The 14824-nt window shown below is 53.7% G+C and carries 17 protein-coding genes; 9 read left to right on the top strand and 8 right to left on the bottom strand.

Going from position 1 to position 14824, the window contains the following annotated elements; all coding sequences use genetic code 11:
* Window positions 1–42 precede the first annotated feature (42 nt).
* Window positions 43–1047, bottom strand: coding sequence for a DUF362 domain-containing protein (locus J4859_RS06915; RefSeq protein WP_212334576.1), 1005 nt, complete (start codon window positions 1045–1047; stop codon window positions 43–45).
* An 888-nt stretch (window positions 1048–1935) separates the two neighbouring features.
* On the opposite strand from J4859_RS06915, the gene J4859_RS06910 reads away from it, so the two are divergent.
* Window positions 1936–2175 (top strand): hypothetical protein, encoded by a 240-nt coding sequence (locus J4859_RS06910; protein WP_212334574.1) that lies wholly within the window; start codon window positions 1936–1938, stop codon window positions 2173–2175.
* A 51-nt stretch (window positions 2176–2226) separates the two neighbouring features.
* Here the strand turns inward: J4859_RS06910 and J4859_RS06905 are convergent, their stop codons facing one another.
* The 3 genes from J4859_RS06905 to J4859_RS06895 all read right to left on the bottom strand — a co-directional run bounded on the left by J4859_RS06905 (window position 2227) and on the right by J4859_RS06895 (window position 5190).
* Window positions 2227–2427, bottom strand: a complete 201-nt coding sequence (locus J4859_RS06905; protein ID WP_212334572.1) for a hypothetical protein — start codon at window positions 2425–2427, stop codon at window positions 2227–2229.
* A gap of 568 nt (window positions 2428–2995) precedes the next feature.
* Window positions 2996–3187 carry a hypothetical protein gene (locus tag J4859_RS06900; RefSeq protein ID WP_212334570.1) on the bottom strand — a complete coding sequence of 64 codons (192 nt, stop codon included), beginning with the start codon at window positions 3185–3187 and terminating at the stop codon, window positions 2996–2998.
* 551 nt (window positions 3188–3738) lie between these two features.
* Window positions 3739–5190 carry a glycoside hydrolase family 32 protein gene (locus J4859_RS06895; protein WP_212334569.1) on the bottom strand — a complete coding sequence of 484 codons (1452 nt, stop codon included), beginning with the start codon at window positions 5188–5190 and terminating at the stop codon, window positions 3739–3741.
* A 146-nt stretch (window positions 5191–5336) separates the two neighbouring features.
* On the opposite strand from J4859_RS06895, the gene J4859_RS06890 reads away from it, so the two are divergent.
* The 7 genes from J4859_RS06890 (at window position 5337) to J4859_RS06860 (ending at window position 11268) form a co-directional block, all read left to right on the top strand.
* Window positions 5337–6323, top strand: a complete 987-nt coding sequence (locus J4859_RS06890; protein WP_212334567.1) for a LacI family DNA-binding transcriptional regulator — start codon at window positions 5337–5339, stop codon at window positions 6321–6323.
* 193 nt (window positions 6324–6516) lie between these two features.
* The gene (locus J4859_RS06885; RefSeq protein ID WP_212334559.1) at window positions 6517–7968 is read left to right on the top strand and encodes a PTS transporter subunit EIIC; all 1452 of its coding nucleotides are present in this window, start codon (window positions 6517–6519) and stop codon (window positions 7966–7968) included.
* A gap of 189 nt (window positions 7969–8157) precedes the next feature.
* Window positions 8158–8349, top strand: coding sequence for a hypothetical protein (locus J4859_RS06880; protein WP_212334557.1), 192 nt, complete (start codon window positions 8158–8160; stop codon window positions 8347–8349).
* A 148-nt stretch (window positions 8350–8497) separates the two neighbouring features.
* The gene (locus J4859_RS06875) at window positions 8498–8779 is read left to right on the top strand and encodes a hypothetical protein (RefSeq protein ID WP_212334556.1); all 282 of its coding nucleotides are present in this window, start codon (window positions 8498–8500) and stop codon (window positions 8777–8779) included.
* Between the two features lie 344 nt (window positions 8780–9123).
* Complete coding sequence (locus J4859_RS06870) at window positions 9124–9540, top strand: transposase (RefSeq protein WP_256436865.1); 417 nt, start codon at window positions 9124–9126, stop codon at window positions 9538–9540.
* Window positions 9541–10064: 524 nt separating this feature from the next.
* Entirely contained in the window at window positions 10065–10664 is a 600-nt protein-coding gene (locus J4859_RS06865; RefSeq protein WP_212334552.1) for a transposase, read from the top strand.
* Window positions 10624–11268, top strand: a complete 645-nt coding sequence (locus J4859_RS06860) for a transposase (protein WP_212334549.1) — start codon at window positions 10624–10626, stop codon at window positions 11266–11268. Before J4859_RS06865 ends, J4859_RS06860 begins: the two co-directional genes overlap by 41 nt.
* 33 nt (window positions 11269–11301) lie before the next feature.
* Here the strand turns inward: J4859_RS06860 and J4859_RS06855 are convergent, their stop codons facing one another.
* Entirely contained in the window at window positions 11302–12933 is a 1632-nt protein-coding gene (locus J4859_RS06855) for an ABC transporter ATP-binding protein (RefSeq protein ID WP_212334547.1), read from the bottom strand.
* Between the two features lie 464 nt (window positions 12934–13397).
* On the opposite strand from J4859_RS06855, the gene J4859_RS06850 reads away from it, so the two are divergent.
* A complete protein-coding gene (locus J4859_RS06850; protein ID WP_212334545.1) occupies window positions 13398–13583 on the top strand; it encodes a hypothetical protein in 186 nt (61 codons plus the stop codon).
* Between the two features lie 223 nt (window positions 13584–13806).
* Here the strand turns inward: J4859_RS06850 and J4859_RS16190 are convergent, their stop codons facing one another.
* The 3 genes from J4859_RS16190 to J4859_RS06835 form a co-directional block, all read right to left on the bottom strand.
* A complete protein-coding gene (locus J4859_RS16190) occupies window positions 13807–13998 on the bottom strand; it encodes an ATP-binding protein (protein WP_249113805.1) in 192 nt (63 codons plus the stop codon).
* 317 nt (window positions 13999–14315) lie between these two features.
* Entirely contained in the window at window positions 14316–14480 is a 165-nt protein-coding gene (locus J4859_RS06840) for a hypothetical protein (protein WP_212334544.1), read from the bottom strand.
* A complete protein-coding gene (locus tag J4859_RS06835) occupies window positions 14477–14794 on the bottom strand; it encodes a hypothetical protein (protein WP_212334542.1) in 318 nt (105 codons plus the stop codon). The genes J4859_RS06840 and J4859_RS06835 overlap by 4 nt, the downstream gene beginning before the upstream one ends.
* Window positions 14795–14824: the final 30 nt, after the last annotated feature.

Below are 14824 nucleotides of genomic sequence, written 5' to 3'. Positions count from 1 at the left end.
TATTCGGGAGCACCGCTCATACTATCGATCAATGTCTATGGGTTATCGATTATCCTCGCCAAATGGGATCAGGTCCTGTACCGCATCCGCTGCAACAATGCGCTTGGTATCGTGGTCCAGATCGATCAGCTTATACAGGTCATTGCCCATGTGCATCTCTTTCATGTAGGAGAGCTGACGCAGGCCGTGACGGGACGTCATACGCTCAACCAGATCGTGATGCTCCTCCGGCTTCATAGCGTAAACCAGATCGACGCAGGCCTGGTCGATTGCCAGGATATCCGTGGAGGCCAGGATACCTACGTTCGGAGTTACGACCGGCTGTGCAGCAACACCCTCGCAGTCGCAGGACACGGACATGTTGCGCATCACATTGATATAGACGATTCTGTCACCGAAGTAATCGATGGTCGCCTTGGAGGACTCGACTATGCGCTCCATGAACTCCTCTTTGGCGATATCCCACTGACCCGGATGCCGACCCTGGTGGATCATCTTTTTGCCGATACGGCCATCTGCGCAGCCGATACCGATATTCTTGTTGGAACCGCCAAAGCCGCCCTGGACGTGGCCCTTGAAGTGTGTCAGTACCAGCATGGAATCGTAGTCGAGCATGTGAGAACCCACAGTCATGTGGTCAAACCACTTGCCGCCGCGAACCGGGAGGTCCGTGGTGCCGTCTTCGTCCATAATGTCAACGGGACAGAACGTCCAACCGTTAATCTGAAGGGTCTTACGGTGCTGAGCGGTGGTATGCCGACCGCCCACATAGAAGGTGTTCGTCTCGACGATATTGGCGTCAGGCAACTTCTCGCTGATCAACTGCTTGACCCATGGACGCGGGATAATGTTGGGTCCGTGCGGCTCACCGGTGTGAAGCTTGACACCAGTCTTTCCTGTAAGATGGCCACCGACTGTATTGAAGGCTTTGATCAATCCCTCTGCAGAAAGGTCACGGGTAAAGTAAACTGCTGACTCCTGACTGGAACGTTGATCATATGGTACGTAGTTGTCACCATCTGTACCAGGTATAGGCTTGCTTGCCATACATATCCCTCTCTTTCTTGCTAATGGGAAATTGATATTCCCGTAAACTACAGTTTACGGGATTTTGGCGTGACCCATGTCTTAATCGACGTGAATTTGCTGAGGTGTTGCCACAACACACAGTTGCCGCTCTGCTGGCTTTTGCTTGTGTGTAATGTTTGCGGCAGCGTTGATGTCTGCACTTCACCAAGATGCTACCTTTGGGTTCGCTATAGGCCGCCTCAGATGCGCTTGTCTAAGAAAAGGTGTGCTTACTTGTCAGCAGGCTTGTATTCGATCCCCACCCATACAGGATGCTTTGGACGTGTAGGTCTCTTTCTGCTGCATGTATCGATATGTAAGCTAGCGTTCGAGTAGCCTACAGGGAATCTGTATGAACGCTTGATCATTCTTTCTGCCGTGGCTGCTCCCTGCTTGCATCCCATGGTGGATCCAACAATCAGGGTGTCTGTGTTCTTCTCTATGCACAGGTTGGTGATGGTGCGTGCCGCTTTGAGCATGCAGTCTTGCACACGCCGACCCCCTTTGTCGGCTACCTGTCGGAACTTGTCTGTGTCTAGTCGGCTTTTCAGATACGCCAAGTGCCTGTTGCAATAGTGGTTGGCTGACTTGAGTTGTCGCCTGCCAACCAAGCGCCCATGCTCTGGGGTGACATGCACGGCGAGATTGTCAGCTTCTATATCCACTCCCATAACACAGCACTCATTCAAGCTAAGGGGCTGCTGGCTGTTTAGAGAGGATGCCCTTGATACACCGCCCATCCAAACGTTCGACATGGCTAGGATAGGTTTGTAGAAGCTACCTGCTTTTGGGCAGTCTCTACAACCCGTTCGTGGGAAGTATCAGCAAAAACACGCCGCCTTTTGCCCTGTAGTGTGAGATCAACACTTGAGAGCAGCTGTAGTTGCCACTCTTGCATCTTCTCAATACTGCAAGGGAAGCTTTCAAGCTATAGGCGACAACCTTTATCGTGTGTGTGGCCCCTTAGGCTTGCAGCATCTTGTAGGTATCGTTGGTTTTGCACAGATGATAGTTGGTCTTTCAGCTGAAAAGCCCGTCTGCAATGAAGAGATGCTGCCTTGTTTGATACAAAGCCTTGCTATAATACAAAGCCTCACTGTAGAGTGACCTGTGTCAATATTTCGGGCGGCAGATTGTCAAACTGAGTGCAACATCTCCCTAAAGACCTCGTTGGCTGTCCTGTATTTCAGGACCTTCCTCGCCCTGTCGCAGATCAGCTCCACTGCATGCTGCACCTCCTCGTTTGTGACCTTGCCGAAGTCGCTGCCCTTGGGGGAAGAACTCCCGCAGGAGCCCGTTGGTGTTCTTAACTGTTAGCTTCTGCCATAGATGGTGGGGGTCGCAGAAGTAGAACTGCACGCCTCCCAAGGCCTTTGTGACATCTGCATGCCCTGCGAACTCCTTGCCCCTATCCGGGGTGAGCGTCTCGAGCGGGCGTCCCTGTAGCAGCCCGACCTCGGCTTTGGAGACGCTCCCGCTGACGTGCTGGCTCTCTTCGCGGCAAGCAGCCTGAATGCCCTGTCAGCAAGCACGAGCAGGCACACGGGTCCCGCTGCCACGAGTGTGTCGTCTGCCCAGTCTTCGAGGCAAGACCTCTCATCGGCCTCTTGGGCCTCTCCTTTACGCTGTGTAAGATCCTGATCTTGCCCCTCGTCTCGGGCCTCTTCCTGCGGATTTGCTTTCCCTTCCTACGCAGGTGGCACCGCAGCTGGCCTTCGGGGCCGGATCCCGGCAGGTCGAGGGCGGCGGCTAAGGACCTCACGGTAGAATAGTCGGCAGGCTCAACGGTGCACCTGCCGCCACCCTCGAGCCTGAGATATAGTCTATCTGCTCCAGGGACCAGTGTCTGTCCATGATGAGCAAGCGCACCTTCTGCGTAAGCGCAGGGTCTGAAAGCCGCCTTTTCGCCCTGCATCTCCTGCGGCGCTCATCCGCCCTCCTTTTGAGCAGTACATGCCCTAAAGTGTCCGTGGCGTGCGTTTCTCTTGAGCTTGTGGCAGACGCTGGAGCTGTCCCTGCCGATCTCTGCCGCGATATAGGCAATTGACCTTCCCTTGTGCCACGCAGCTCGGCTATGCAGTCCCTCTCCTGTAGGCTTACGATGCTTGTAGTGGCACATTCCTTTTAGCTTTCGACGTTGATTGAGACAACCAACATCGTAGCCTTCCGGAGTGTGCCACACCTGCATTCAGCGGGCTATCCTGTTGCACTCAGAATGCTAATCCGCCGGAGCAGTGGATGGTGATATCTGGTCCTCTTCTAACTTAGGTTTGATGACGTACAGTTTCTTTTGCACTTTTGAAAACCGAATAGCCGCATAAAGAGGTATGGCCCCGTCTCGCTACGATTGGAAGCGACCAAGCACCACTCGAGACGAGGAAGCGGGACCATGCCACACGAGACAGTATCATTCGACGAGCCGAAGCTGCGGGAGTACCTCGGGAGCTCGTCTTGCGCCCCCTCGCGCTCCTTAAACCAGACATCGAAGAGCTCCCATTCGTCCCTAAGCCCCATGGGATCTCTTAAAGAGCCTTGCCAGCATGCCTGCCTTAAGCATCCATCGCGCGCCTTAGGACCGAAGCCTTTCCTTTCCGAAAATCCTACCGTTCAAAGGCCACGCCTTCAAGGGGATGCAGACGTGCTACCCACCATAAGTAGCGAAGAGCCAAATTATTGAGGTTGTGTGCAATTGAGCTCCCAAAGTTTAAGGACTGATGTAGGGTCGCCTACAAAGTCTACCCAGTATTGATCAGGATAATAGCGGGTCGTGAAGCTCAGGGAACTGTCCTTAATAAAGATTTCAACTGAAGAATAATCGGCGACTATATGGAGCTCTTCGAGGTCGCTCACCACTTCAGACCGCTTGGTACGACCCGCGCCGGCCCCTTCTTTATCCGTATTGTTGAACTCCAGAGATAGAGTATTCGTATCCCAATTGATGGTGAACTGATCGGCGAGCATTACAGTAAACGGTTTTCCCTGAGGGGTAATCAGTGCGTCAAAGCAGGGAATACCCTGAAGCTTCAGGTGTCCTGCATCGGAAGTATGGTACGCTCCCCGCTTCTGCTCGAGCTCACGCACCGGCCACTGGCACACTGCCCCATCCTTCAGATAGAGCTCACGTGGCAACGTAAAGCAGTGCTGCCAGCCGTCCGCGATCGTCTTGTTGGTCTGCGTCGGCGTATCACCAATCCCCATCCAGCCGATCAGGATGCGGCGTCCGTCATCTGCCAGGAAGCTCTGCGGGGCATAGAAGTCAAAACCGCCATCCCAGATTGAGAAGTCAGAGAACTCAATCGGGCTGTATACCTCTTCGATCGATCCGGTCAGCATGCAGAAGCCTGAGGCATAGACATTACGCTCATCCCACTTTCCGCCATGAAGCCCCTGCGGACTGAAGGAGAGCACCTGCTTAGTACTATCTCCCTCCTGCAGGACAAAGTAGTCCGGACATTCCCACATAAAGCCAAAAGGCTCATCGGTGGTCAGACGCCGGAGGAGTTCCCAATGGTCTGGATCCTGCGCATGGAAGAGCAAAATCTCACCGGTGTCATTATTCTTGCGGGCACCTTGTACCATCCACCAACCTTTGTCGTCCTTCCAGACTTTCGGGTCACGCACGTGGCAGGTGTCGTCTTCAGGATAATCCGCGTTCGTCATCACGCAACGTTTGACCGGGAAGGAGCGACCATCCGCCGAAACGCAGTGAACCGTATTGGCCTCACGTCCCGTATGGATGTAGTCGTACTGTCCGCTGTCCAAGCGCTTCACGTTGCCAGTATAGAAGATATGGAGCTTGTCACCCTCGACCAGCGCGCTGCCTGAGTAGACGCCGCTGACATCAAAGGGCTGGTCCGGGAAGAGTGGGACGCCCTGATACTCCCAGTCGAGCAGGTTCTCAGAGGTATAGAGCCCCCACATCTTGACGCCACCATTGACATTGAAGGGGGCATATTGGAAGTACACGTGATAGAGCCCCTTGAATTGGGACAGCCCATTCGGATCGTTGAGCCAACCTACCGGAGGCATCAGGTGGAAAGCTTGGGAAAACCGTCCGTGTTGTGCGCCTGCTTCTTTCTCTTTGCGCAGGCTGTCGAGATCGTTCGTGAGTGCAGTGGACACCGTAAGACTCCTTTCACGAAAGCGCGATATGGTGATATGCTTATAGTAAGTGGTATCGATTTCACATTCTAGTGGGAACTTCGGTGAAATCGGTAGATACAACGTGTCCGCTGTAAGAGACGAAACAGGAAAGTTACGGGCGGATTATGGACATCAATACGGTTGCAAAGATAGCGGGAGTGTCACGGGCTACCGTCTCGCGGTACTTCAATGATGGATATGTGTCAGATGAAAAGCGCCAGGCAATCGCTCAGGCAGTCGCGAAGACCGGCTACACCCCCTCTCAGCAAGCTCAGACACTGCGGACGGGAAAGACCGGCCTCATCGGCGTCATCTTGCCGAAGGTGAACTCATTTTCCGTCTCACGTATGCTCTCCGGCATCACCCAAGGGTTCTCCGCGACCGACTACCAGATGCTGTTGGGCAACACTGCCAATGATAAGAACGCCGAGATCATCTACCTTAACCTCTTTTCCCGGAAAAATCGGGTTGATGGAATTATCCTGATCGCTACGGTACTCGATGCAAAGCATCGCAAAACGATACGGGCCCTGCGTTGTCCGATCGTCGTATTAGGCCAGGATCTCAAAGGCTACAACTCCGTCTTTAACGACGATTACTCCTCGATGTATGACCTGGCCTGCCGGGTGCTACAGCATTCGAAAAATCCTGCCTATATCGGCGTGATCGAAGAGGACAAAAGCGCTGGTCATGACCGCCACCGTGCGTTTCTTAATGCCTGCAAAGACTGCGGCCTCAAGCCCAAGAGGGATGCCCAGAGAATATCTGCCTTTACGTTGGATTCAGGATACCTCTGCGCAGAAGAGATCTTAGAGGCCCATCCAGAAACAGACACCATCATGTGCGCGTCTGACACGATTGCGTTTGGGGCAATGACCTGCGCACGAGAATACGGACGGCGTATCCCCGAAGATATCCAGATCACCGGTGTCGGAGACACTGAACTCACACAGGTGGTCACCCCGTCACTCACGACCGTGCACTTCCACTACAAGACTGCGGGGAGACAGGCCGCTGAGCTTTTGTCAGATGCCCTGCAGTTGAATACCCACATCCCCCGGGAGATCTGTATGGGATACGAACTGCAGATCCGCTCCTCCACGCGCATCTGAATGGAGCATCTCGGCAATTTCCCTGAACCACTATCTACCGTTCACCAATATATTTCTACCGCTCACATCCAAAGGACGGAGGTGCTATGGAGTAAATAACCTTATTGCCCTTTAATTCTGATGTGAGATCGATTCCACAATCACTCTCATGTACAGACCGATCTATTCAGCAGGATAAGGAGAGAAGCAAAGTATGGCTCTTGATTACGCACAAGCTGCCAAAGAGGCCCTTGAGGCTATCGGCGGAGCGGACAACGTAGTTTCCGCAGCACACTGCGCGACGCGTCTACGCCTAGTCATTGCCGATGATTCCAAGGTGGACAAGGACAAACTGGCCAATGCAGTCGGCGCCAAAGGCAACTTCAACAACGCCGGCCAGCTGCAGATCATCTACGGCACCGGCACTGTCAACAAGGTGTACGACGAGTTCATCAAGCAGTCTGGTGTCTCCGCAGTCAGCAAAGACGAGGCCAAACAGGAGGCCGCTCAAAAAGGCAACGCCTTCCAACGCGCAATTAAAGTCCTTTCAGACGTCTTTGTTCCGATCATTCCGGCAATCGTCGCTTCCGGCATGCTGATGGGCGTCATGTCCGCTATTCAGTTTATGGGGACCCCTGTTGCAGACGGCGGCGCGGGGATGTTCAACCTCGACACCACAACCGTATGGTGGAGAATCGCTGCCCTGATCAACGGCTGCGCATTGGGCAACCTGCAGATCCTCTTAGGCTTCTCCGCCGCAACGGTCTTCGGTGGCAACCCTTACCTGGGTGCATCGCTGGGCGCATTGCTCATCAGCTCTGACTTCATCAACTCCTATGATGCAAGCGCGGCAATCGCAAACGGCACGATGATCACGCTCGACGTTATCCCCGGTGTTTACTCCATCGACTGGGTCGGCTATCAGGGCCACGTCATTCCTATTCTGGTCGGCGTCTGGATCCTGTGCTTCTTTGAGAAACGCCTCCACAAGGTCGTCCCCGAGATGTTTGATCTGTTCGTCACTCCGTTGGTCTCCGTGTCCGCAGCTGCCTACATCACGATCCTCTTCATCGGCCCAATCTTCGTCTGGCTTGAGAACGCAATCCTTAATCTCCTGATGTTCCTACTCTCTGTCCCGTTCGGTATCGGCTATATCGCAATCGGCCTTATCTACTCCCCGTCCGTCGTCACCGGTCTACACCAGATGTACACCGCAATCGATGTCTCCATGCTCGCTCAGTACGGCGTGACTTATTGGCTGCCGATCGCTTCCGCAGCAAACATTTCCCAGGGCGGCGCCTGCCTGGCTGTAGCTCTTCGCACCAAGTCCGAGAAAACCAAGTCCCTGGCTGTTCCCTCCGGCGTCTCCTGCCTCCTCGGCATCACCGAGCCTGCAATCTTCGGCGTCAACCTGCCTAAGATCAAGCCGTTCGTTGCCGGTATGATCGGTTCTGCTTGTGGTGCTCTGTGCTGCTACATCTTCCACCTTGGCGCTTCCGGCACCGGCGTCACCGGCATCTTCGGCATTCTCCTTTGCATCACGCAGCCGATCCAATACATCATTATGTTCGCCGTCGCCTTCGGCGTAGCCTTCGGTATCACCTCTGCAATCTATAAGGATGAGGATAAAGAGAAAGCTCCGGCTACCGCAGCAGCAGCCGCATAAGTAACAAACGCTAGAGTTTGAGGTAAAGCGGCATCGGATTCACCAGTGCCGCTTTTCCATGTGTCAAAATAGCAAGGTCTGGAGGATTAGCATTCTGAGTGCAACAGGATAGCCCGCTGAATGCAAGCGTAGCACACTCCGGAAGGCTACGATGTTGGTTGTCTCAATCAACGTCGAAAGCTAAAAGGAATGTGCCACTACAAGTATCGTAAGCCTACAGGAGAGGGACTGCATAGCCGAGCTGTGTGGCACAAGGGAAGGTCAATTGCCTATATCGCGGCAGAGATCGGCAGGGACAGCTCCAGCGTCTGCCACAAGCTCAAGAGGAACGCACGCCACGGACACTTTAGGGCCTGTACTGCTCAAAAAGAGGGCGGATGAGCGCCGCAGGAGATGCAGGCCGAAAAGGCGGCTTTCAGACCGTGCACTCTCTCATCATGGACAGACACTGGTCCCCAGATAAGATAGACGACATCTCAGGCTCGAGGGTGGCGGCAGGTACGTCGTTGAGCCTCTCGACTATTCTACCGTGAGGTCCGTAGCCGCCACCCTCGACCTGTCGGGATCCGGCCCCGAAGGCCAGGTGCGGCACCACCTGCGCAGGAAGGGGCCTAAGACGAGGGGCAAGATCGAGATCTTACATACCGTAAAGGAGAGGCCAAAGCAGGCCGATGCGAGGTCTTGCCTCGGCGAGTGGGCAGACGACACGCTCGTGGCAGCCGGGCCCATGTGCCTGCTCGTGCTTGCCGACAGGGCAGTGAGGCTGCTTCTCGCAGAAGAGATGCCACCACGACAGCGGAAGCGTCTCTAAGGCCGAGGTCGGACTGCTACAGGGACGTCCCCTCGAAACGCTCACGCCTAAGTGGGGCAAGCAGTTCGCAGGGCATGCAGATGTCACAGATACCCTTTGAGGCGTGCAGTTCTACTTCTGCGACCCCCACCATCTATGGCAAAAGCTAACAGTTAAGAACACCAACGGGCTCCTGCGAAAGTTCTTCCCCTAAGGGCAGCGACTTCAGCAAGGTCACAAACGAGGAGGTGTAGCATGTAGTGGAGCTGATCTGCGACAGAGCGAGGAAGGTCTTGAAATACAGGACAGCCAACGAGGTCTTTAGGGAGATGTTGCACTCAGCTTGACAATCTGCCGTCCGAAATATTGACACAGGTCAGTATTCCTGGGAGCTCACGTGGCAGAGGTGCGTCGTCCATCTCATGAGGAACTGCATAGCCGCCGCAGGCTCCAGGAGCCTGAAGAAGCGGGTGGCAAGGATCATGGAGCCAGTCTTTCGTGCCAAGGACACCAACCAGGTGTGCGCCCTTTTCCACCTCGCAGCTAAGATGCTTGAGAAGTGTTGCCCCAAGGCGGCAGAGATCTGGGAGGACGCCGAGGCGGATGCCCTTGCCTGTCTGGACTTCCCTGCATCCCACTGGAAGCGCCTGCGCACCAACAACCTACAAGAGCGCACCAACCACAAGATCAAGCGACGCACGAAGGTCGTGCAGGTGTTCCCCTCACAGAGGTCGCTCATGAGGCTCGTGGGATCGGTCCTCGCAGAGCAGGACGAGATATAGGCAGGCGAGCGCTACTTCTCTGAGAAGGTCATCGCAGAGCTCTTCGAGAAGCGCAGACCTACGCTACCTCTCACGCCGGAGAGGCTGACAGAGCTCAGGGGTCTTGCCAGGAAGGTGATAGATGTCAGCCTTGAGCTTGCAGATGGGATGGAGACAGCATAGGATAGTCCCAGGGATTCCAGATCCAGGACGGCCTCCTCACCCCAGGCAGAATCGGACCTACACCAACACTGATAATGATATCGCGGTTGTGATTGCGCCGACACTCGCGCAAAGTCGACCGTGGGAGCGTATGCTCCCATCGTAGTGGCTTGCGACAGGGCGCTGGCCCATACACCAACCGTCGTCGCAAGGACTGACCTTGAAATGACTTGCCGCGCCCTGCCGCGGGCATCCCGAAGGCCCGCCATGACCTTATAGGAGCATAGGCGCTGCCAGCAGGCCGGACTCTCCTGATTATAGCGCCCCTTTCAGTGTTGTGTCTGGCTCACCGGCGGAGTGCCCGGTGAAGACAGGGAGGCTGCATGGAAGGCACGTCTGTCGTTTACGCCGGCATCGACACGCACAAGGAGGCGTACGTGCTGTGTGTGCTGGGCGCGCTCGGCAGGCTCGTCTACGAGGGCGGGTTCGCCGCCGACGGCGCCGGATATCGATCGCTTGCCCACACCATCAGCGACGCCGGCCGCTGCGCGCTTGTCGGTATCGAGGGTACAGCCTTATACGGCGCTGGGATCTGCTCTTACCTGCGTGAGCGCGGCTACACTGTCATGGAGATCCTGCGGCCCAAGCGCGACAAGAGGCGCAGGGGCTCCAGCAAAAACGACGCCATAGACGCGGAACACAGCGGCGGGGCACGGCACCTGTGTCCCCTAAAGTCGAGGGACGGGTGGTCCGAAGCCGTCAGGGCGCTGCTGGACTTAAGAGAGCTATGCGTGAGGACTTCGACGGCGGCATCCAGCGCCGCGAAGTCCCTGGACAACATCGCGCCGGAGCCCATAAGGTCGAAGTACGGGAAGATAAGCGTTTCGGCGATGATGAAGTCGCTTGCCAAGAAAAGGTTCGCAACCGGCAGTGCCGTCACGGATGCGCTGCACACTTCGCTCCATGTTCTCGCGAAGACGTGAATCGACGCCAAGCAACGGGCCGACGAGCTCGAGGCGCTCATATCCGACCTGGTGCGCGACAACGCGCCGGCCCTGCTGGAGATCGACGGCTGCGGCGCTCGGCAACGCCGCGGGCGACAACCCCGAAAGGCTCCGCTCAAAAGCAGTACTCGCCTCGCCTTGCGGCGCCTTGCCGATAGAGGCGTCGAGCGGCAAGATCGTCAGGCGCAGGCTCAACCGGGGAGGTAACAGGCAGGCCAACAGGGCCCTGCACACCATCGCTCTCAACCGGATGAAGTACGATGGGCGCACGCAGGAGTATGTCGCGAAGCGGATGGCCGAGGGCACATCGAAGCGCGAGGCAATCAGATGCCTCAAGAGATACATCGCCCGGGAAGTCTGCTGCGCGCTGATGAACCCAACAGCTAAAACCCACGAGGACGAAAGGTCGCTCAGGGCGAAAAGGGCCGAAGCCGCGATGACGCAGGAAGAGGTCGCCGCCGCACTCGGCACCGACCACATCCGCATAAGCGAGATCGAGCGCGAGGCCAGCAAGCATTACGAGATTCGCGATAGGTACTCCGCATTCATGAAGAGCAAGTTAGCGAACCTGAAAATGACTTGACACAGCATAGGAGCGTCGGTTCCGACACGATCTTCATACTCCTTGTAAACTGAATATATCTACACATTTAAATCCATAATTAGACAAATCATGTTGATGATCAATTATTATCCATGTTGATGCTGAGTTCTTGATTTTCTCCTGAATATAGGCATACGCTTTTTTATCTAGGCTAGTAGTTGCTTCATCTAGAATAACCACTGAGCGTTCTTGCAATAATGCCCTTGCAATGCAAATTTTTTGAATCTCGCCTCCCGAAAGTCTTGATCCATTTTCACCAATTTTATTATTACCAGAACGCTCCAATTGATCTACAATAGGGCGCAATCCTAACTCATTCACAATATTGTTGTATTGGATTTTGTCGACATCTTCAATTCCATATGTCACATTATAAAATACGCTTTCATTAAACAAATATTTCTTCTGCGGAATATATGATATCTGTTTAAGAAATGACTCTTTATTTATATTATTTAAGTCAATATCATTGACCAATATTTTTCCCTCTATCGGTTTAATTGTTTTAACAATCAGTCGCAACAAGGTACTTTTTCCGGAGCCATTTTCTCCAGTAAGTTGCATTTTGTCACCTTTATGAATAGTTAGATTAATATTCTTCAATAGTGCGCTTTCTTTCTTGTATTGAAAAGAAACGCCTTGGAATTCAATCTTATAAATCCCAGTGATTTCTTGGCCATCTTCAGTTACTGCATTTTCTTTGAAAAAAAACTCAGATACTCTCTTTAACGATAGAAATGCCGGCTGTATTAAAACTGATATACTTGCATAACTTAAGATTGGAGAATAAAGTTTCCCTACGTATGTAGATATCGAAATGAAAGTACCCATTGATAGCTCTTTATTTATAAAAAACAAGCCTCCAATTAGGTAAACAAGTACTGTTACAACATTTCCAATCATCCCTATTCCAGAACCAAACTTATTAACAAAGAGAGATTGCTGTTTTTGAGTGTCTAGTGCTTTACGGTTGAATTTGTCTATTCTTCTGCTTTCTTTTTCTTCAGTTCCTTGTGATTTAATCTCTTCCATTCCGTGCAGAGTGTCCTGCATTTTTCCCGAATATTCCGCCGCACTTTCCAACGTATGTTGAATCTGATGACTTATTCTTTTTGATGACGAATACGCATACCAGCATAAGACCGGAATTGGGATAGAAAATATAATAAGCATCTTAAAGTTAATACTTGACAGCATAATTATTGCAAACACAAATTCTAAGATTGAAGATCCTAGTGTAAGTGTTTGTGATGAAAATAACACGTCAATTTTGTCAATCTCTTCTATTCTTGAATTAATATATCCCAAATCATTGTTTGTATAAAAAGATAGATCCATATACATCAGTTTGTTATATATTGCCTTCTTGATATTCTTTAATAATTCATTTCCAAGAGATATCATTCTTTTATTTGATGAGTAAGAGCAAATAGTTTTTAGGAAATATACAAGCAACAATATTGCCAAATATATCAGAAGTCTGTCTATCCTATATTTCAGGAAGGCGTCATCAATAATAATTTGCAATATTTTGGCTGGTGCCATTGCAAGAAACGCAGAGAAAACATATAAAGAAATCGCCAAAATAAATTTTCCCAGTTTATTTCTTATCAGTGTGTATATTATTTTTCTCAACGGTCTCATATTCATCCTTCATGTTCCGAGTTTTTTATTCATAAGATTTAATTGAAATGCTGCGGTTGCAGATTCCTTTATCCTATCGTTAAAAAATTCTGGACACTTTTGTAATATTTTTTGTATCACTTCAATTTTATGTCTGAAATTATATTTTCTATGTTCGCAAGTGTCCGTGGAAATGCCTAGTTTGTCCCATGAAATGCAATGAGAGTAACATATGGAACAAGCTGTAAATGAGTATTTGCGCGTGTAGGCACCAGCGATTATTGCGGCTCGGCACCGGCTGTGTCGCGAATCGGCACCGGGGGCGGCGCCGCGCAGCACCGCCCCATGGCCCCTGGCTCCTACATCACTGCCTCGATCCAGAGGGTGCTGCCGTCCTGGCGGAGGCACGCATATTCATCTCTCCCATGTCGACCCACGCCGTCTTGTGGACGATGCGGTCCATGATCGCCTCAGCTGTGACATCGGTGCCGAGACGGACATGCCAGTCCTTCTGGCGCTACTGCGTGCAAAAAGATCGTCGACCTCTCGTCGTAGCGCAGCTCGAAGATCTCGAGCAGGAAGCGGCAAAAGCCGTCGTCCGGCCTGCTGAGCAGCCATTCGTCGAGCACGAGGACCTGGTGTGTTTAGTCAAGCCTGAGTTTGGGTCCTAGGCAGCTTCTCCTTTCGGGTCTCATCACGAAATATTTTCAGGTTCCGTCACGGGCGCGCCGCATCTCTCTCTACCTGCCGGACTTGCCGAGCATGAGGCTCTACTTAAGCCTGTGGCTGGGCCCCCGAACTCCACGAGCCTTCCGTGGTGCACGACGCGCTCGACGATGGCTGCGGTGAGCTTGTCGTTAGCGAAGAGCGTGCCTCATCTCGAGAACTCGATGTTTATCGTGAAGATGATGCTCCTCCTCTCGTAGCTTTCCGATATGACCTGGAAGAGCAGCCTTGCCCCGTCGACGTCGATCCGAACTCGTCGAGTATGAGCAGGCGCGCCTTTAAGATGTCGGCGAAGACCCTGTCGAGCGTGCCCTCGCGTTTGGCGCGGCCGAGCTCGCAGACGAGCTGGGCCACGGCCATCATGGCGACCGCCGTGGCCATGTGGGTCTTGCCCCTGCCCGTCTGCCCGTAAGAGGACGAGGTCCTGCGCCGCGCCGACGGAGCCGAGTAAGAGCATGTCCTTTCTGCCCCAGCCGTCAAGGAAGGAGACATTCGTCCAGTCGAAGCCATCTGCCGACTTTGGCACGGGGAAGCGGGCCTGCCTGAGCAGGCGCTGCCTGTGGGCGAGCTCGCCCTCCAGCATCGACGTGCAGGCCGAGAGCTGCCCCGGCGTGGCCGTGGCGAGAAAGGTATCTATCGTGTCGCACGATATGAAGAGGGAGCGTACCGCCCCGCGCTCAGAGCTCGACTGCGGCATCTGCAGCGCCTCCCTTCTGGATGCCCTGGGCCACGTCGTACATGCCGAGGTCGGAAGCATCCTTCCCGTAGTCGATCCTCGCGTCGCCCGATGTGGCGCTCTCCGCGCACAGCGACACCGATGCCCGGCTGTGGCCTCCTGTCACCCCGCGCGCGCTGCATGCCCTCGACGGCAGCCTTCCCAGCCATGCTCGGCGCTCTCGTCTCTCAGCGTCCTCAGCGATTCAAAGAGCGACTCCTTCGGCTTAGCGTTGAGGAAGCTGACGAGCTCCTCGGGAAGCGACTTCCTCACGACGCAGTCCCTCCAGCCGCCTGGCCTTATGCACAGCAGACGCAGCTGCGCCACGGGATCCGCGCTGTCCGTCGGGACCTGCCCCCATTCCCTTTCGTAGCTGGCGATCTTATCTCCCGTCTTGGGATCGAAGAGCTCCACACGGAAGGCGCCGAAGAAGACCGCCACCTCCTTTCCCGCCCAGGCGGGGCCTGCGCA

Origin of the sequence: Atopobium sp. oral taxon 416 (assembly GCF_018128285.1) — a bacterium.
Lineage (GTDB): Bacteria > Actinomycetota > Coriobacteriia > Coriobacteriales > Atopobiaceae > Olsenella_L.
This window is presented reverse-complemented; position numbering and strand designations above follow the sequence as displayed.